Origin of the sequence: Paramagnetospirillum marisnigri (assembly GCF_001650715.1) — a bacterium.
Lineage (GTDB): Bacteria > Pseudomonadota > Alphaproteobacteria > Rhodospirillales > Magnetospirillaceae > Phaeospirillum > Phaeospirillum marisnigri.
The window spans coordinates 136093-154457 of record NZ_LWQT01000088.1; the positions used below are offsets into that span (position 1 = coordinate 136093).

At 66.8% G+C, this 18365-nt stretch carries 12 protein-coding genes; 6 read left to right on the plus strand and 6 right to left on the minus strand.

The window, feature by feature from the left end; genetic code table 11:
• Positions 1-25 precede the first annotated feature (25 nt).
• The 3 genes from A6A04_RS16645 to A6A04_RS16655 all read right to left on the minus strand — a co-directional run bounded on the left by A6A04_RS16645 (position 26) and on the right by A6A04_RS16655 (position 5373).
• Positions 26-1939 carry a hypothetical protein gene (locus A6A04_RS16645; RefSeq protein ID WP_068494879.1) on the minus strand — a complete coding sequence of 638 codons (1914 nt, stop codon included), beginning with the start codon at positions 1937-1939 and terminating at the stop codon, positions 26-28.
• Complete coding sequence (locus tag A6A04_RS16650) at positions 1936-3828, minus strand: PhoX family protein (RefSeq protein ID WP_068494881.1); 1893 nt, start codon at positions 3826-3828, stop codon at positions 1936-1938. Before A6A04_RS16650 ends, A6A04_RS16645 begins: the two co-directional genes overlap by 4 nt.
• A gap of 144 nt (positions 3829-3972) precedes the next feature.
• Positions 3973-5373, minus strand: a complete 1401-nt coding sequence (locus A6A04_RS16655) for a carbohydrate porin (protein WP_245651257.1) — start codon at positions 5371-5373, stop codon at positions 3973-3975.
• 248 nt (positions 5374-5621) lie between these two features.
• Here A6A04_RS16655 and A6A04_RS16660 point away from each other — a divergent pair, with 248 nt between their 5' ends.
• A complete protein-coding gene (locus A6A04_RS16660) occupies positions 5622-6386 on the plus strand; it encodes a cobalt-precorrin-6A reductase (RefSeq protein ID WP_068494883.1) in 765 nt (254 codons plus the stop codon).
• Here A6A04_RS16660 and A6A04_RS16665 read toward each other — a convergent pair.
• Complete coding sequence (locus A6A04_RS16665) at positions 6343-7437, minus strand: cobalt-precorrin-5B (C(1))-methyltransferase (protein ID WP_068494885.1); 1095 nt, start codon at positions 7435-7437, stop codon at positions 6343-6345. The genes A6A04_RS16660 and A6A04_RS16665 overlap by 44 nt on opposite strands.
• A gap of 184 nt (positions 7438-7621) precedes the next feature.
• Between A6A04_RS16665 and A6A04_RS16670 the strand changes: the two genes are divergently transcribed.
• Positions 7622-8455: a phosphate/phosphite/phosphonate ABC transporter substrate-binding protein gene (locus A6A04_RS16670; protein WP_082914998.1), complete on the plus strand. Its 834-nt coding sequence runs from the start codon at positions 7622-7624 to the stop codon at positions 8453-8455.
• A complete protein-coding gene (locus A6A04_RS16675) occupies positions 8452-11478 on the plus strand; it encodes a PAS domain S-box protein (RefSeq protein ID WP_156612659.1) in 3027 nt (1008 codons plus the stop codon). Before A6A04_RS16670 ends, A6A04_RS16675 begins: the two co-directional genes overlap by 4 nt.
• Here A6A04_RS16675 and A6A04_RS16680 read toward each other — a convergent pair.
• Positions 11432-12487 (minus strand): hypothetical protein, encoded by a 1056-nt coding sequence (locus A6A04_RS16680; protein ID WP_068494889.1) that lies wholly within the window; start codon positions 12485-12487, stop codon positions 11432-11434. The genes A6A04_RS16675 and A6A04_RS16680 overlap by 47 nt on opposite strands.
• A gap of 15 nt (positions 12488-12502) precedes the next feature.
• A complete protein-coding gene (locus A6A04_RS16685) occupies positions 12503-14278 on the minus strand; it encodes a glycosyltransferase (protein WP_172822799.1) in 1776 nt (591 codons plus the stop codon).
• A gap of 134 nt (positions 14279-14412) precedes the next feature.
• Here A6A04_RS16685 and A6A04_RS22740 point away from each other — a divergent pair, with 134 nt between their 5' ends.
• From A6A04_RS22740 to A6A04_RS16695, 3 genes are all read left to right on the plus strand, one after another.
• Positions 14413-14586, plus strand: coding sequence for a hypothetical protein (locus tag A6A04_RS22740; RefSeq protein WP_172822800.1), 174 nt, complete (start codon positions 14413-14415; stop codon positions 14584-14586).
• A gap of 136 nt (positions 14587-14722) precedes the next feature.
• Positions 14723-17623 (plus strand): molybdopterin oxidoreductase family protein, encoded by a 2901-nt coding sequence (locus tag A6A04_RS16690; protein WP_068494893.1) that lies wholly within the window; start codon positions 14723-14725, stop codon positions 17621-17623.
• Positions 17620-18357 (plus strand): 4Fe-4S dicluster domain-containing protein, encoded by a 738-nt coding sequence (locus A6A04_RS16695; protein ID WP_068494895.1) that lies wholly within the window; start codon positions 17620-17622, stop codon positions 18355-18357. The genes A6A04_RS16690 and A6A04_RS16695 overlap by 4 nt, the downstream gene beginning before the upstream one ends.
• Positions 18358-18365: the final 8 nt, after the last annotated feature.

The following is an 18365-nucleotide window of genomic DNA, read 5'->3' on the forward strand; positions in this document are numbered from 1 at the left end:
TGAAATTAGGATTTGTTCGCACAATTCAATGCGTTGGCGGGCCTCCCAGCAGCGGCAGGTAGCTGGGCTCGGGGGTAATCAGGGTCTTGGCGATGCCGATGCCATAGGTGAAGCTGGCGGAGTCGGTGTCGATGGGGCGGTCGGTCACGACCTCGCCCTCGCCATAGGGACGGCCGTCCTGGTGCGCCAATTCGCTGCCGCGCGGCCGGAAATGGCGGAAGGTCACGGGTGTGTCGGCAAAGACGTCCTTGCCGAAATCATAGCGCTGGGTCGCCACCACCTGGCGATAGCGGGTCGCCGCCGCCAGCGCCTCGGCCCGCGACGGATACAGTAGCTCGCCCCGCAGGGTGCCGTCGGGGGCGAGATGGCCGCCCAGGGCGGTCAATTCACGCAGCAGCGAGCGCCGCGCCGCCTGGGCGGCGAGGAAGGCTTCGGAGGACGAGGTATCGAGCTTCGGCCAGTCGCGGGAATAGCCCGCCTGGGTCCGGATGGTGGCGGCCAGGAAGCGCTCGATGCCCTCGGGTATGTCGCCGTAAAGGCTGAGCCCCACCACGTTGTCCAGGAAAGCGCGGAACTCGCCCTGCCCACTGGCCCGGTTGAGACGGTCGCCCAGACTGGCGCGCCCGGCCTCGCCCTCGGCCACATAGCCGAGATAATCCATCTCGCGCCAGCCGCTCGCCCCGTCCAGGGCGCGGGGCAGGGCCCAGGTGGAGTCGATGGTGTTGCCGGTCCCGGCGGTGAAGGCGGCGTAGCCCTTCTCGGTCGCCCGGGTATTGCCGCTGTGGCAGCCGACGCATTGCACCAGTTCCGACAGGGTCTGGGGCCGCAAGGCGCCGTCGCGGTCCTCGATATAGCCCGACATCAGCCAACCGGTGCCGTTGTCCACCCAGCCCTCGGCGCCGTTGCCGTAGACCGGGGCGTCCTCTTCCTTGAATTCCGGACCGCCATAATCGGGCGACCACGGCCGCAGCTTGACCATAGTGCGGATTTCCTTGACCCGCCGCGCCCGGGTGCCGGGAAAGGCCCCGCCGGGGCCGATCTCCACGTAATGGAGCGGATGGGCGAACTCGGTGCCCAGCGGATACAGGCCGCGCTCCACCGCAATTCCGGCGGCGGCGCCGAGGTAATGGCTCTCGCCCGGCCCCAGCCGGTCCTGGATGGCGCGGCGCAGGCGTTCGAGATTGGCGGCGTAGACGCCCAGGTCGAAGCGGCCGTCGCCATCCTTCATGAACCGTTCCGGCAGGCGGATATAGATGCCGGAAACGCTGCCGGTGCGTGGGGTGAAGATGCCATAGGGGAAGAAATTCACCGCCCGCCAGCCGGTGATGAAGCCTTGCCCGTCCTGGAACAGCCCGTTGCCGGGCTTGCGGCTGCGCACGAAGCCGTCCTGGGGCGAGGCGGGCAGGTCGGCGGGATCGAGGGCCGGGAACAGCCGCAGGGGATGCGCCACCCCCGCGTCCCAGTCCCGGACCGATCCCGGCCGTTTGGCGAAGGCCGGAGTCCAGTTGTCCTGGCTGATCCAGGCGTCCATGTCCCAGTCCTCGGGCCTGTGTCCCTGTCGGTCCAACTCGGCCCGCAGGGTGGCGGGGAACAGGGTATTGGTCCAGGGATTGACGCTGCCATTGACCACGAAGGGATGGCGCAGCGCCACGAAGCTGTAGTCTTCCTGAAGATTGCCCAGGCGGAGGCTGGCCCCGGCCTGGGGCGAATTATTGCCCAGACCGGCGGCGGCGGGGCCGTTGGTGTGGCAGTAGCGGCAGGCGTTCTGCAAGCCGCCCGAGGTCTCGATATGGCATTGGGCGGGGATGTGGGCATAGGGATTGGGCAGGATGGAGCGGTCCACATACTCGCCCAGCAGGGGAAGCCGCCCTTCGCCCGCCGCCCATCCCAGGGGAAGGACGGCGGCCAGGATCAGGACGGCAAGGCCCCGTCGTGTCACAGCCCGGGCAGCCCGCCCAGATAGCCCACCGGGGCGATCTGCTGGTAGTTGAGCGCGCCCTTGGCGTTGACGCCGTGCAACTCGCGGGCCTTGGCGGCCAGCCGCTCCTTGACTTCCTTCGGCATGGTCTTGATCCATTCGCCCTGGTGCTGGGCGTTGGCCATGATGTAGCCATGGCCGTTCAGGTTGTCGACCACCTGCAGGCCAGTGTTCTCGGCCCCCGAGGCCGAGGTCATGATGCGAGTCAGCGTCTTGGTGTCGACATTGTAGGCCCACAGGAAATTGTTGACGTGGGTGCCGGAGTCCTCGCCGATGAACAGGGTCCGCATCCTGTCCGAGAAGAACACGTTGTCGGTGTTGGCGACCTTGTCCACATGGGCGACATTGCCCTTGGCGTCGGCCTTGATGTCCTCGCCCAGCAGGGCGGGGGGCACATGCATGACGGTGCCGACCCAGGCCGAATCGATGGCGCGGCCGCGCTCGTCCTTCTGCTTGGCCGACAGGGCGACCTGATAGGTCCCCCCGGCGGTGACCTTGCCCACCTGGATGTGGTCGGCGGGTGCGCCCGGCTCGGCGGTCATGCCCTTTTCGATATAGGACATGGCGATGTAAAGCTGCCGGTCGCGGGTGTCGACGGCGACGCCTTCCATCTTGTTGAATTCGGTGGTGGCACCCCGGATGGCGGCCAGCCGACGCGGCTCGAAGATCACCGCCGCCTGTTCCATGCCCTTCCTGACGCGCAGCACCTCGATGCCGCCATGCCCGGCCATGATCTGGTGGAAGCCCTGGGCCTGCCAGTCGGGAGTCTTGTCGGTGGTGGTGAAGTCGAAGATGGCGTCGGCGGTGACGCCTTTTTTCAGCAGCGCCTTGGCCTGGGCATTGGTGGCATGGCCGAGCCGGATCCACTGCAGCCGGGCCTTGCCGCCGCCCTCGGCACTTTCCTGGATCCAGCGCGCCGCGTAATGGGTGCCCGCCGACAGATCGCCCGCCTTGTCGGCGATGAACATGGACAGATAGGTATGGTCGCCATCGTCACCCTTGTAGACGGTGCGGCCGTCCGGCATCACCTTGCCCATCTCCCAGGTGGCGCGGCCCATGGCGTAGTGCTTGGTCACGGCGGTGGAGCCATCGGGTTTCACCTTGACCTCGACCAGATAGCCGTAGTCATAGGGATTGGCCTGCTTGCGGCCCTTGAAATAGACCTCGCTCAGGGCCTTCAGCCCATCGGTGGCCTTGCGGTTCAGCTTGTCGCCCGAGGCGGGGAGGAAATAGAGGTCGTAGTCCTCCTCCGAGCCCAGATGGGTGTTCCACGGCGTCTGCGAGCCGAAGCACGGAATCCACAAGCCCCCCACCGGGGCGAAGTCGATGCTCCGTTGCCCCGTGGCTTTCAGCGCGCCGCTGGCCTTGTCCTGGGCGATGTCGGTCAGCGTCATGCCCATGGGCATGCGGGCATGCCAGCCGGGCGCCTTCTCGGTGTCCTGGCCATTGCCCAGCAGCCAGTCGTATTCCCAATGGGTGACCAGGAACAGGCGGTTGCCCACCTTCAGCAGGGAATTGGCGTCGGGGGTCTCGGCGATGACCGCATCGCCATTGGGGTCGACCAGCGGCTTGCCGTCCATATCGAACAGGCGTCCGGCCTCGTGGGGGGCGGCGCCGACCTTGTCGATATTGCGGAACAGGACATTGTAGGACAGGGGATAGTCGACCTTGCTTCCATCGGCATAGGTCACCACCGCCTTGGAGGTGGTGTAGGTGCGCAGCATGTCTGCGTCAGAACTCGGCGCCGGGGTTTCGGTGAAGCCGACCGACACCACCTTTGCGGCGGCGGCATGGGCGGCGACGGGCAGGCAAAGGGCCAGGGCGGCGGCGGCGATGCGTGAAGCGGACATGACGGTGATCCCCCGAAGATCGGATTGCGACCATCCAGCTAAGGGATTGGTGGCGGACTTGTCCGGTGAAGATTGCGTGAAATCCACATGGAAACGGCCGGACGGGTAAATCCGTCCGGCCGTCCGACACCCATGGGGAATGGGTTAGAGCTTGAACCCGGTGCGCAGTCCAAGCACGGTGGCGTCGGGAATGGCCTTGGCGCCATTGGTGGGCAGGGTGGCGCTGCCGCCGGGATGGAACTGGTATTCGCCGAAGCCGGTCAGGGTCCACCAGGGGGTCACGGCATAGGCGTAGTTGACCTCGATCACCGCCTCGAAATCATGGTCGGGGGCGGTAGCGGTGCCGAAGCGCCGCGCGTCTGCGTCGCGGGCGGCCAGTTCATCGCTCATCTTGCCATAGGCAAAGCCGATGGCGGCGATGTCGTCGTCGCGGCCCTCGAAAGTGCCCTTGAGGCTGAGGCCGGTGTCGAGCCAGAAATTCATCTGGTTGCGGTCCTCGGGCATGACGGTGGTGCGGAAGAAGGCGGCGACGCCGCTGTCGAGCGTGCCCTGGCGCTTCCACAGCATATGGTCGACGATGCCGTAGACCGCCCAGTTGCCGCGATGATTGCGGGCGATATTGGTGGTGGCGCCGCTGCCGAGCGACAGGCCGGTCTCGTCGTAATGCTGGTCGGCGACCTTGCCGTTGTAATAGAAGCCGCCCAGCTTGAAGGTGGCGGGCAGGCCGGTGGAATCCTTGTCCTGGTTGATGGAATAGCTGGCCTCGCCGAACCAGATGGGTGGGCTGTCGAAGCTGAAATCGACGCCGCTGCGGTTCCGGCGCTGGGCATCGTTGCCCACATTGGTGCCGGGCGCCACATTGCCGGTGAACACCGCCGCCATCAGGCTGATCTCGTCGGTGGGCTTCACCTTGAGCCGGGTGCCCATGTTGGACAGGGGGTAGCCACCGCCACCCGAGGGCAGATTGGCGGCGTAGATGGCGGGCCAGCCGAAGGCGCTGTTGACCATATAGGTGGCGTAGGTGCTGGTGTAGAATTCCTCCTGCATGGGCACGCTGCCGAACCGCAGGGAGACCTTGTCGTCAAGCACCGCCTGTTCCATCCACAAGGAAAACAGACGCGTGGCGGGAACCGCCTCGACGCTGCTGACCGGGATCAGGCCGCCGATGAAATTCGGTGTCAACTGGCGGCCCTGGATGTGGAAGGCGGTGGCGTGGATCTTAGCGCCCTGCCAGCCCACCAGCTTGTCCAGGTTGATGTCGAGATCGCCCTGGAGCAGACCGGCGGCGACGGCGCGACGGCGAATGCCGCCCGATAGATTGCCCAGCGTTTCGGCGGTATAGGTGGCGGTCAGCTCGACCCCCCGGTCGGCCAGGTCCGAGCGCACCCCACCCCAATCGCCGGTCAGCTTCTCGCGCTCCCAGAAGCCCTTCTCCTCGCCGGGCGCCTCGTCCGCCAGGGCGGGAAGCGCGGCCACCGCCAAGGGCAAGGCCAGGACGGCGGCAAGCAGCCGCCATGGGCGGCGCGTATGATCTTGGACGGTCATGGAATTCCCCTTGCGGTCACGAATGCGGCATCAGATGCTCGGGCCGAGCAAAAATGTTATACTATAACGATTCGGCGGCGCCAACTCCCTGTTGAGGCTGGCTGTTGCGATCGATTCTCATGTTTGAGATACAGGAAGCCCCCGGTACTGTCAATCCGGCGCCCGGACGCCCGGGCATGGCTTGCTTGCCTGGTCCCCAGGCCAAAGGCATGCTGCCCAGAGCTTTTCCGTCTCCCGGAGCCTGTTCCATGACCCGCCGCATCCTGATCCTGGGCGGAACCGCCGAGGCCAATGCCCTGGCTCAACGGTTGGCCGGGCGGCCAGGGCTGGCGGTGGTGGTGTCGCTGGCCGGGCGCACCCGCGCGCCGCGCCTGCCGCCGGGGGAGGTCCGCATCGGCGGCTTCGGCGGCCCGCAAGGGCTGGAAGCCTTTCTGCGGGAAAACGCCATCACCGCCGTAATCGATGCCACCCATCCCTTCGCCGCGCGCATGGGACTTAACGCCTTTCAGGCCTGCCAAGCCTGCACAGTGCCGCTGCTGCGTCTGGAGCGCCCCGCCTGGGTGGCGCAAGCGGGGGATCGCTGGCACGAGGTCGAGGACTGGGACGAGGCCATCGCCGCCCTGCGGGACTCTGCCCGTCGGGTGCTGCTGGCGGTGGGACGGCAGGAGGTGGCGCTCTTCGCGATCCTGGAGCGGATATGGTTCCTGATCCGCTCGGTGGAGGCGCCCGAGCCGCTGCCCGCCTTCGCCCAGGCCGAGGCGATGCTGGCGCGCGGCCCTTTCAGCGTCGCCGACGAGGCCGCCTTGCTGCAAGATCGCGCCATCGACACCGTGGTCTGCAAGAACAGCGGCGGCGACGACGCCAAGCTGGTCGCCGCTCGCCAGTTGGGCCTGACGGTGGTGATGCGCCGCCGCCCCCGGCGGCCCGAAACCGCCACCGTCGCCGGGATCGAGGAGGCCCTGGCCTGGATCAGCGGGTCAGGGAATCACCCACCACCCGCCCCTGGCGGTTGACCACCACCACATCCACCGCCACCGGCACATCCCCCAGCACCCCTCGCGCCACCCTTGCCGCCTCGACCGCCACCGCGTCGCCCAGCGGCAGGCCATGGGCCTCGGCCAGGTCCAGAACTTCCAGCCCGGTATGGGCGCTGGCGGCGCTGGCGACCAATTCGGCCGAGGCGCCCAGGCCTTCCAGCAAGGTGGCCAGCCGCCCCTTATCCACCTGCGAGCGGCCGGAATGCAGGTCCATATGCCCCGCCGCCAGCTTCGACATCTTGGCGAAGCCGCCGCCGATGGTCAGGCGGGCGACCGGATGGCGGCGCAGATATTTCAGCATGCCGCCGACGAAGTCGCCCATGTCGACGGCGGCCTCGGGGGCGAGGCCGCGCAGCGCCAGCACCGCTTTTTCGGAGGTGCTGCCGGCGCAGCCCGCCACATGGATCAGGCCGCAGGCACGCGCCACGTCGATGCCGCGCTGGATGGAGTGGATCCAGGCGGAACAGGAATAGGGCACCACCACGCCGGTTGTGCCCAGGATGGAGATGCCGCCCAGGATGCCCAGGCGCGGATTCCAGGTGCCCAGGGCGATGCGTTCGCCACCAGGCACGGAAATCTCGATCTCCAGATCGGCGGCGCGGCCGTGACGGCTGGCCGCCTCGACCGCCTCGGCGATCATCAGGCGGCGCGGCACCGGATTGATGGCGGGTTCGCCCACCGCCAGCGGCAGGCCGGGCCGGGTCACGGTGCCCACCCCGGCGCCCGCGCGGAACACCACGCCGCCGCCCGGCGATCCCGTGCGAACCGTGGCGATGATGCTGGCGCCATGGGTGACGTCGGGGTCGTCGCCCGCGTCCTTGACTACCCCGGCCCGCGCCCAGCCGTCGCCGCTCTCGGCCAGGGCCAGGGGAAAGCTGGGGGTTTCGCCACGCGGCAGGCGGATGGTGACCGGATCGGGAAAGCCGTCGCCGAACAGCGCGGCGCAGGCGGCCCGGGTCGCCGCCGTGGCACAGGCGCCGGTGGTCCAGCCCGACCGCAGGGGCTTGTCGCAATCCGCTTCGCTCATGCTCCGCCCATCGCTTGATCCTGGCCGGTCATAGCACGGATCAGGGGCGGCGCTAAGCGTCCCGGTCCAGGAAATCGAACCTGCCAGGATCGGGGGCGGGCGGCACTCCCATATGGGGGTGGGGCCAAGCCCGATCTTTTGAAACAGTGGTGACTAAGCGAACCACCCTTGAGGATCTCCTCCCATGCGTCGACGCACCGTCCTGAGCATGATCATGGCCATGGCGGCCACGGCACCCCTGCCACTGCGGGCCGCCGAGCCACCCACCTATACCCTGGCGGTGGTGCCCCAGTTCGACCTGCGGCAGTTGGAATCGGCGTGGCGCCCCATCATTGAACGGCTTGAAGCATCAACAGGGGTGCGCTTCGTGCTGGTGACCGAACAGAGCATTCCCCTGTTCGAGAAGGGCCTGCATGCCGGGGCCTATGATTTCGCCTACATGAATCCGTTTCACTACGTGCTCGCCAACCGCAGGCAGGGCTACGCCGCCCTGGTCCGCGATACCGAGACTCCGCTGTCGGGGCTGGTGGTGGTGCGCAAGGATTCCGGAATCACCGACGTCAAGGCGCTCAATGGCCGCAAGGTGGCCTTTCCCGCCCCCAACGCATTCGGCGCCGCCCTGATCCCCCGGGCGGAGTTCGTGCGGAAGTTCGGCATCCAGATCACCGAGTCCTATGTCCGCTCCCACGATTCCGCTTATCTCAACGTGGTTTTGGGGTTGGCCGATGCGGCCGGAGGCATTCGCGCCACCTTCGAACGCCAGAAGCCGGAAATCCGCGAGATGCTGCGGGTGGTCCACGAGACCGCCGCCTATACTCCCCATCCCCTGGCGGCGCATCCCCGCGTTTCCGCTGATCTGGTATCCAGGGTCAAGGCGGAGATGCTGAACATCGGTCGTGACCCGGCCATGGCTCCGTTGCTGGCGGCCATCCCCATTAAGACTATCGGCATAGCTGCCGATAGCGATTATGATTCCCTCCGCATCCTGGGGTTGGAGGCCTTCGTCGTCGAGCCATGAGCATCCGAGCCAAACTCCTTGTGCCGTTGCTGTTGCTGACCGCCATGACCCTTGCGGCCCTGTATTTCGTCGCCTATGCCGCCCTGAAGCAGACCCTGCTGACCCAGCGGCTGGAGGCGGAGCAGCGGGCCTTGGAACTGGTGGCCCTGGCCATGGTGCCCGACCTGATGGCGGGCGATCTCGCCAAGATTCACGAGACCCTGGACAGCGTGGCGCTCCGCCATCCGTGGTGGCGTGGCCTGACCCTGTTGAACCGGGACGGAGCACGCCTCTATCCGTTGGCGGAGCCATCCAAGGTCATGGGGCTGACCTCGCGGGTTGCCGATGTTACCCTGATCGGGCGCCCCATCGGTCGGCTCAGCGTCGCCTTCGATGCCGACGCCCAGGTGGCGCCGGCCCTCAGCCTGGTGGAGCGCATGGGGCTGGTGGTGTCGGCCATCCTGGTCTTCGGAACCCTGACGGTGGTGGGGCTGCAAAGCCGCTCGGTGATCTCGCCGCTGCGCAGTCTGGCCGAGGCCAGCCGTCTGATGTCCGAGGGCCGCTATGATGTGGTCCTGCCCCGGCAGTCCTCCGACGAGGTCGGTGAACTGGTCAAGGCCTTCCAGGCCATGGGCGATGCCGTTGCCAGCCGCGAGGCCGATCTCAGGCGCAGCGAGCGGCGCCTGGAGGCGGTGATCGACAATTCCGCCGAGGCGGTGCTGACCCTGGACGGCCAGGGCCGCATCCTGACCATTAATCGCGCAGCCGAAACAATGTTCACCGCCACCCTCGACATGGTGGCGGGCTGGAACATCGCCGCCCTGATCCCCAACGACCCGCTGGGCGCCAGCCACGGCATGGAGATGGAGGCCTTCCGGGTCGACAGCGGCAGCTTCCCCGCCTTCGTCACCGCCACCACCGTCGAGGTGGAAGGCACCCGCATGGTGGTCGCCACCGTGGCCGACCTCACCGTCCACAAGCGGGCCGAGGAGCAGTTGAAGGAAAGCGAGGGCCGCTTCCGCGACCTGGCGGAATCGGCCTCGGATTGGTTCTGGGAGACCGATATCGACTACCGCCTGACCTTCGTGTCCGAACGCATCGGCAATATCCTCGGCGTGAAGCCCTCGGCGGTGCTGGGCTTCAGCTATTTCGAGCTGGGCCTGACCGATTACGACCCCGGCCTCGCCCAGGTCCACGCCGAGGATCTGGACGCCCATCGCCCATTCCGCGACCTGCTGTTCCATATCGGCCCGGAGGGCGGCAAGGACGGCAAGATCATCCGCATCAGCGGCATGCCCTTCTACGACCAGACCGGCAGCTTCATCGGCTATCGCGGCATCGGCGCCGATATCACCCGCGAGGCGCGGGCGGAACAGCGCGCCCGCCAGGCCCAACAGCAACTGGCCGACGCCATCGAAAGCATCAACGACGGCATCGCCGTGTTCGACGACCAGGACCGGTTGGTGCTGTGCAACCGGGAATACCACAAGATTTTCCAACCCCTGTCGGACCTGCTGATTCCCGGTGTTCCGTTCCGCGATCTGATCATGGCGGGGCGCCATCGCGATGTCTTCGTGGTGAACGACGAAAGCTTCGACCAATGGGCCGCGACCCGGTTGGCCACCCACCGCGAGGCCACCGGCGAGCCTTTCCAGATGCATCTCGCCACCGGTCATTGGCTGCTGTGCCGGGAATACCGCACCGCCGATGGCGGCGTGGTGGGGGTGCGCACCGACATCACCGACATCAAGCGCCGCGAGCAGGATCTGGACCAGTTGAAGCGCCGCTATCAGCTGATCCTGGACTGCGCCGGTGACGGCATCGTCGGGTTGGACCGTGATGGCACCGTCACCTTCGCCAACCGCATGGCCGCCGCCATGCTGGAACGCGATCCAGACACCATGATCGGCCAAGCCTTCACCGCCCTGGTGGAAGCTTCGGAAGCCGACCGCCGCGCCATTGGCTGCGCCATCAGCGACGGCGTCGCCGAGCGTATGGATGATGCCCTGTTCCATCGCGCCGACCAGCCGCCCATGCCGGTGGAATATCTGGTGGCGTCGCTGATCGAGGGCGAGCAGGTGGTGGGCGCCGTGCTGGTGTTCCGCGACATCACCATCCGTCGCCAGTACCAGCGCGCCCTGGCCGACCAGCATGCCGAGCTGGAACGTCTGGTGGCGGAACGGACCGAGGCCTTGAAGGAGGCGCAGCGCGAAGCCCTGCACGCCTCGCGGCTGGCCAGCGTCGGCCAGTTGGCTGCGGGCATCGCCCACGAGATCAACACCCCCATCCAGTATGTGGGCGACAACCTGCACTTCATCCAGAACGTCGCCGCCGAGGTGATCCCCCTGGTGGGCGAGGCGCGCAAGCTGGCCGCCGAACTGGAGCAGGGCAGGGCAGGGCCCGAGGCCGGACGGGATTTCCTAGCCCGGATCGATCCCGCCAACCTGGACTTCCTGCTCGACGAGACCCCCCTGGCCGTGACTCAGTCGCTGGAAGGTGTCGCCCAGGTCGCCCGCATCGTGCTGTCCATGAAGGAGTTCTCCCATCCCGGCACCAGCCAGAAATCGGCGGTCGACATCAACCGGGCCCTGGACAGCACCCTGGTGGTGTCGCGCAATAGCTGGAAGCATTCCGCCAGTGTCGAAACCCGCTTCGACCCGGCGCTGCCCCTGGTCAACTGCCATCCCGGCGAGATGAATCAGGTGTTCCTGAACCTGATCGTCAACGCCGCCCACGCCATCGAAGCTTCAGACAAGCCCCTGCCGGGAACCATCGTGGTGGAAACCGCCGCCCGCGGCGATGTCGTGGAAATCAGCATCGCCGACAGCGGCACGGGCATTGCCGACGACATCAAGGACCGCATCTTCGATCCCTTCTTCACCACCAAGGAGGTGGGCAAGGGCACCGGTCAGGGGCTGGCCATCTGCTATGACGTGGTGGTCACCAAGCATGGCGGCGAGATCGTGGTGGGCGGCAAGCCGGGCGAGGGCGCGGTGTTCACGATTCGCTTGCCGGTGGGGGGACAGGCGGCGGTGCAGATTTGACCTGATCGGCCTTGAGGTGAAGACCCAGGCTATACCCCGCCTCGTAGGTCCGGCGCAGACGCTGCCATTCCCCGGCGGCGTCGCCGCCCAGCGCCGCCGCGATCAGCCCCGACAGGTAGTCTTCCGAGAAATCGGCGGGAAAGTCCCGCATGGGGTCCAGCCGCCCCTCCAGCCAGGCCACGGACAGCAGGTCCGAGATGTCGTAGAGCGTCACCTCCGAACCGTATTGCGCCATGGGCACCCTGGTGGACAGCGAGAAACCGTGATGCAGCACCTGCGGCGAGATACGGCCGAAGCCCGGCGTCTCGCCCCGCCCGATCATGGCCGCCATCACCTCCATGGCATGGTCGTGGATGGGGCCTTCGGGAATCCAGCCGGGCGCGGTGGCATGGCAGTCCAGCCAGAAGCGACGGTCGAAGAAGGCCAGACTGACGGGGAAATAGGTGTCGGCCATGTCGCGGCGCGGCGGCCACGGCACCTCCATCACCTCCAGCCGGGCGGTCTCGCCCGCCTCCTCGCCGGTCCGGACGGCGCCAAAGGCCTGGAAGCCCTGATAGAAGGCCGAGACCGTCAGCAGGCCATGGCGGCGCATGGCATCCTCCACCGCCGCGAGGTCGAGATGGTCCGAGACCCAGACATCCTCCTCGATCAGCAGCATGAATTCGCCCGTCAGATCGCCGATGGCGTCGCGCCAGAAGGTCAGTGGGTCCATGTCGCCGGGCCAGATCAGCACCCGTTCCAGATCGGCCCGCAGCCCGGCGAACTGGTCGGCATCGTCGGGCAGCGGCTGGCGCAGGCGCTCGCGGATGGCCAGCGGCTTGACGGCGCACCAGGGCGAGCGGACGAAGCGGACCTCGGGGTATTTGCGTTCCAGATGCTCGCGCATGGCCGGGAACAATCCGTCATCCAGCACGGTGACCGGGCCGAGATTGTCCAGATTGGCCCGGATCGAGGCAAGGCAGCGGTCCAGGTAGAAGGGGCGCGAAAAGGCTTTGACGACGATATCCATCCGTGGGGCTCCCCGTCAGCGCCGGGCATGGGCCAGCAGGCCCCGCCACAGCCGCTTGGCCGAATAGCGCCGCTCCGCCCGCAGCCGCGCCCGGCCCGCGATCTCGGCCGCCACGCCGGGATTGCGGTGGACGAAGCGGCAAAGCTGCGCGATGTCGTCCAGGGTGGTCCAGGGCAGGTAGTGCCGCCACGGCGTGAAGAACAGGCGGGTGCAGGGATTGTCCTGTTCCAGCAGCAAGGTCCCCAGCGCCGCCGCCTCCCAGACCCGCCCGGTGATCAGATGCTCGGAATTGGTATGGGCGGAAATGTTCAAGGTCGCCCGCGACTGTCCCAGGAAGCCGAGATAGGCCGCCATGTCGGGCAGCTGAATGGCGCGCTGGTCGCCGAAAATGGCGGTGAAGGGCAGGTCCTCGGTCAGCAGTACCGACAAGATGGCGTTGCGCATGGTGAAAAAGACGCTGCCCACGAAGCTCAGATTGATCGGCCGCCCCTCGAAGGGCGGCGGCGGCGCCATGGGCTGCACCGCGTGCCAGCCAGAGAATACCCGGTCGGCGAAGCGGCCATCCCCGGTGGTCAGGATCGGCGACAGGGGGTGGAACACCAGCAGGGTGTCCGCCGCCTCCAGCCAGCCGGTCATGCAGGCCAGGGCGGGGGCGTGGGCATCGCGGATGGAGACGATCAGCCGGAAGCCCAGCCGCTGCTTCAGCCTGGCCATGATGTCGGGGCGCAAGCCGCGCGAGGTCAGCGGCGAGCACCATTCGATCAGCACCAGTTCGGGGCGCAGCCGCTCCACCTCGGCCTCGAAGGTGGCGATGCGCGCCTCGATGGCGGCATCGGTCAGGCGGACGTCGCAGCCCAGGATCAGGGCGTCGTCCAGGATCTGATGCGTCTCCAGCCCGGCGGCGATGCAGGACTCGCGCAGATGATGGACCACGTCGTTGGGGAAGATGGAGGACTCGAACCCCACCAGCAGCACCCGGCAGGGGGGCAAGGGCTCGTCGCCGCCCAGATCGTCGGGCGGATCGGCCACATCCGGGGTGGTGGCGATCCGCTCCAGGATGGCGGCCTCGATCTCGGCGGAATAGGGCCTGACCCGGCCATCGAAGCGGCCGACCACTAGATCGAGGGCGGGATCGGCCCGTGACCACAGCGGTTCGAACCGGGTCCGCGCCGCCAGGGGATCGCCGCCGATCAGGGCGAGGCGTGCCTGGTCGACCAGGGCTTCCATGTCCTCGGTGGGTTCGGCCAGGAACGGGGCGAGCAGGGGGCCGATACGCTCGCTCCGCCCCAGGGTGATCAGCCCCCGCAGCAGGGCAGCGTGCTGGCCGCTCCAGTTCGGATTGGCCGCCAGCCAGGCCTCAACCAGGGCCAGCAGCGGTTCAGGGTCCTCGCCCCGCGCCGCCGCGATCTCGATCCGCAGCAGCATCTGTTCGGGGTTATGCGCGGTCAGGGCCGCCACCGGCTCCAGCTCGACCAGGGCGGCGTCCACCTCGCCCACCCGAAACAGCCCCCGCGCCAACAGGAAGCGGAAGCAATGCTGTGACGGCATCAGGGACAGGGCCACCCGGCAGGCCGACACGACCGCGTCGAAGCGGAAATCCCTCCCCAGCCGGTCCAGCAGGGTCAGCCACAGCCTGGCGGCGCTCCGCCGGGGCTCGGCCGACCATTCGTCCAAGGCCGTGAACAGCATGTCATGGGTCTCGGGCGGAGCCTCGGCCTCGATCCAGCCGCCGGCCACCGCCGCCACCACGGCGAGGTCCAGACCGTCCGAATCCTTGCTGTCCCGATCCATGCCCATGTCCCGCCGGTATGCCCAGTCTTCCGTGATGCCCCAATTCCGGCGCCGGGGCAATCGGTGTCGGTGGCGCCGTCTGTCGATTTGGCTATCATGGCGGCGTTACATTCCCATGCAAGGAGCAGACGGCCATGGCCGAACAGGAAGTGATCTCCGCCGGTAACATCGCCAAGGAACTGGGCGTCCCCGACACCAAGGTGAAGAAAGCCATCAAGGATCTGGGCATCGAGCCCGCCGCCAAGAAAGGCGTGTGCAGCTTCTATTCCCGCGACGCCGTCGCCCAGATCAAGGCCAGGCTTGGCTGAGTCGCCAAGGCTGCCGACGCCTCCCGTCCCCGGCCCCCTTTCCCGGTTGCCTTATTAGAGCCTCCTAAAGTAGAGTGCCCTTAAAGGCCCCTTGAGGGCCGGGGATAAAGAAGAGTTCCAGGGGGGTAAGGTCGGCATGAGGGATCCCGTGTCCATTCCCGATTCCGAAATCGGGCGATCGGAAGTCAAAACCACAACCTGCTATATGTGCGCCTGCCGTTGCGGCATCCGCGTCCATCTGCGCGATGGCGAGGTCCGCTATATCGAGGGCAATCCCGACCATCCCCTGAACAAGGGGATCATGTGCGCCAAGGGCGCCTCGGGCATCATGAAGCAGTATTCGCCCGCCCGCCTTACCCAGCCGCTGAAGCGCAAGGACGGCGCCGAGCGGGGCGAGGGCGCCTTCGAGCCCATCACCTGGGAGGAGGCCTTCGCCACCCTGACCGAGCGCCTGGCCCATCTGCGCGCCACCGATCCCAAGAAATTCGCCCTGTTCACCGGCCGCGACCAGATGCAGGCCCTGACCGGCCTGTTCGCCGCCAAGTTCGGCACCCCCAACTATGCCGCCCATGGCGGCTTCTGCTCGGTCAACATGGCGGCCGGGATGATCTACACCTTTGGCGGCAGTTTCTGGGAATTCGGCGGTCCCGATCTGGAACGCGCCAAGCTGTTCATCATGATCGGTACCGCCGAGGATCATCATTCCAATCCGCTGAAGCGTGAACTCAGCGCCTTCAAGCGCGGCGGCGGCCGCTTCATCGCCGTCAATCCGGTGCGCACCGGCTATGCCGCCATCGCCGACGAATGGGTTCCCATCCGTCCCGGCACCGATGGCGCCCTGCTGTTGGCCCTGATCCGCGAGATCATCGAGCTGGGTCTGTTCGACCGCGACTTCCTGGTCCAGTACACCAATGCCGCCGAACTGGTGAACCAGGACGCCAGTTCCGACGATCACGGCCTGTTCGTGCGCGAGGGCAGCGTGCCGGTGCGGCCCGACACCTTCGAGACTCCCGACAAGATGTGGTGGGACCGGGCCTCCAATGCGCCGGTGATCGCCCGGAGCAAGGGCACCGAGGGCCGCCTGATGGGCAGCTTCGTCCTGGCCGACGGTACTCCGGTCAAGCCGTCCTTCCAGTTGCTGAAGGAGCGGGTGAAGGATTACACCCCGGAATGGGCCGAGGGTATCACCGGCATTCCCGCCGATACCATTCGCCGCCTCGCCCACGAAATGGGGGTGACGGCGCGCGACCAGACCATCGAACTGCCCATCGCCTGGACCGACTGCTGGGGCAACGAGCACGACAAGATCACCGGCAATCCGGTGGCCTTCCACGCCATGCGCGGCCTGGCTGCCCATTCCAACGGCTTCCACACCATCCGGGCGCTGGGCATCCTGATGACCCTGCTGGGCACCATCGACCGGCCCGGCGGCTTCCGCCACCGGGCACCGTTCCCGCGTCCGATCCCGCCCTGCCCCAAGCCGCCCAAGGGGCCGCAGGCCATCAAGCCGGGCGAGGCCCTGACCGGCACGCCGCTGGGCTGGCCCGCCGATCCCGACGACCTGTCGGTGGATGCCGATGGCGAGCCCATCCGCCTGGACAAGGGTTTTTCCTGGGAATACCCGCTGTCGGTCCACGGCATGATGCATAACGCCATCACCAATGCCTGGCGGGGTGATCCCTACCCCATCGACACCTTGTTGCTGTTCATGGCCAACATGGCGTGGAATTCCACCATGAACACGTCCGAGGTGAGGAAGATGCTCACCGACAAGGACGAATCCGGCCAATACAAGATTCCGTTCCTGGTGGTCTGCGACGCCTTCCAGTCCGAGACCGTGGCCTTCGCCGACATGGTGCTGCCCGATACCAGCTATCTGGAACGCCACGACGTCATGAGCATCCTGGACCGGCCCATCTCGGAATTCGACGGACCCGTCGATTCGGTCCGCGTGCCGATCCTGCCGCCCTTGGGCGATTCCAAGCCGTTCCAGGAAGTGGTGATCGAACTGGCCACAAGGCTGAAGCTGCCCGCCTTCACCCACAAGGATGGATCGCGCAAGTTCCGCGACTATCCCGACTTCATCGTCAATTTCGAGACCGAACCGGGATCGGGCATCGGCTTCCTGTCGGGCTGGCGCGGCAAGTCGGGCGAGAAGTCCATGGTGGGCGAACCCAATCCCAATCAGTGGGAAATGTACGCCCGCAACAACAACCACTACCACCACCACCTGCCGCCGTCCTTCCAGTACATGCGCAACTGGAACAAGGGCTATCTGGAATGGGCCTATCGCCACCGGCTGGTGCGGTTCACCGATCCCATCATGCCCCACATCTATTCCGAGGTGATGCAGAAGTTCCGCCTTGCCGCCGAGGGCAAGTGGAAGGGCAAGCAGCCCCCCGACCGATTGCGCGAACGGGTCAAAACCTTCTTCGACCCGCTTCCCTTCTTCTACACGCCGCTGGAATGGCGCTGCTCGGACGGGGCCAGCTATCCGCTGTCGGCCCTGACCCAGCGGCCCATGGCCATGTACCATTCCTGGGATTCCCAGAATGCCTGGCTGCGTCAGATCCACACCAGCAACGTCTTGTTCATGCATCCCAAGGTCGGCGCGCTGGGCAATTTCGGCGACGGCGCCTGGGTCTGGGCCGAAAGCCCCTGGGGCAAGATCAAGTGCCAGGCCAAGTTCACCGAGGCGGTGGAGCCGGGCACGGTCTGGACCTGGAACGCCATCGGCAAGGCCTCGGGCGCCTGGGCGCTGGACGCCGACGCCAATGAGTCGCGCAAGGGCTTCCTGCTCAATCACCTGATCTCCGAGGAACTGCCCGGCATGCTGGCCGATGGGAGCCATGTCTCCAACTCCGACCCGGTCACCGGCCAGGCGGCATGGTACGACCTGAAGCTGAAGGTCACCGCCTGCAAGCCCGGCGAGGCCGAGGAGAGCTGGCCACAATTCAAGCCCATGGTGCCGTTGCCCGGCCAGACCATCGGGTTCAAGGCCAAGGTCCGCGCCTTCCTGGCGGGGAGGAAGTCATGAGCACCAAGCAGCTCGCCCTGGTCATCGACCTCAATGTCTGCGTCGGCTGCCATGCCTGCGTGACCTCCTGCAAGGAATGGAACACTTCGGGCTGGGCCGGTCCGCTGACCGACACCAATCCCTATGGCGCCGATCCCAACGGGGTGTTCTTCAATCGCGTCCAGACCTTCGAATGCGGCACCTTCCCCAATACCGAGACCATCCATTTCCCCAAGAGCTGCCTGCATTGCGAGGAGCCCCCTTGCGTGCCGGTCTGCCCCACCGGGGCCAGCTATAAGCGCGAGGAGGATGGCATCGTCCTGGTGGACTACGACAAGTGCATCGGCTGCAAATACTGCTCGTGGTCCTGCCCCTATGGCGCCCGGGAATTCGACCCGGTCCAGGGGGTGATGAAGAAATGCACGCTGTGCGTCGACCGCATCTATGACAAGACCATCGAGGAGGAGCGCCGGAAACCCGCCTGCGTCCTGGCCTGCCCGGCCGGCGCCCGCATCTTCGGCGACGTCAAGGACCCGGAGTCCGAGGCGTCCAAGGCCATCCGCGACGCTGGCGGCTTCCAGCTGATGCCGGAATGGGGCACCAGCCCGGCCAATCACTATCTGCCGCGCCGCAAGACCACCACCACCCTGCACGCCGATGAACTGGTGCGGGTGGACAATCCGCTGAAGGCCGACGGCGAGAAGCCGCGGCCAGCCTTCACCACGCCCACCATCGACGGCGTGTCGAGCTGGTAGACGGAAAG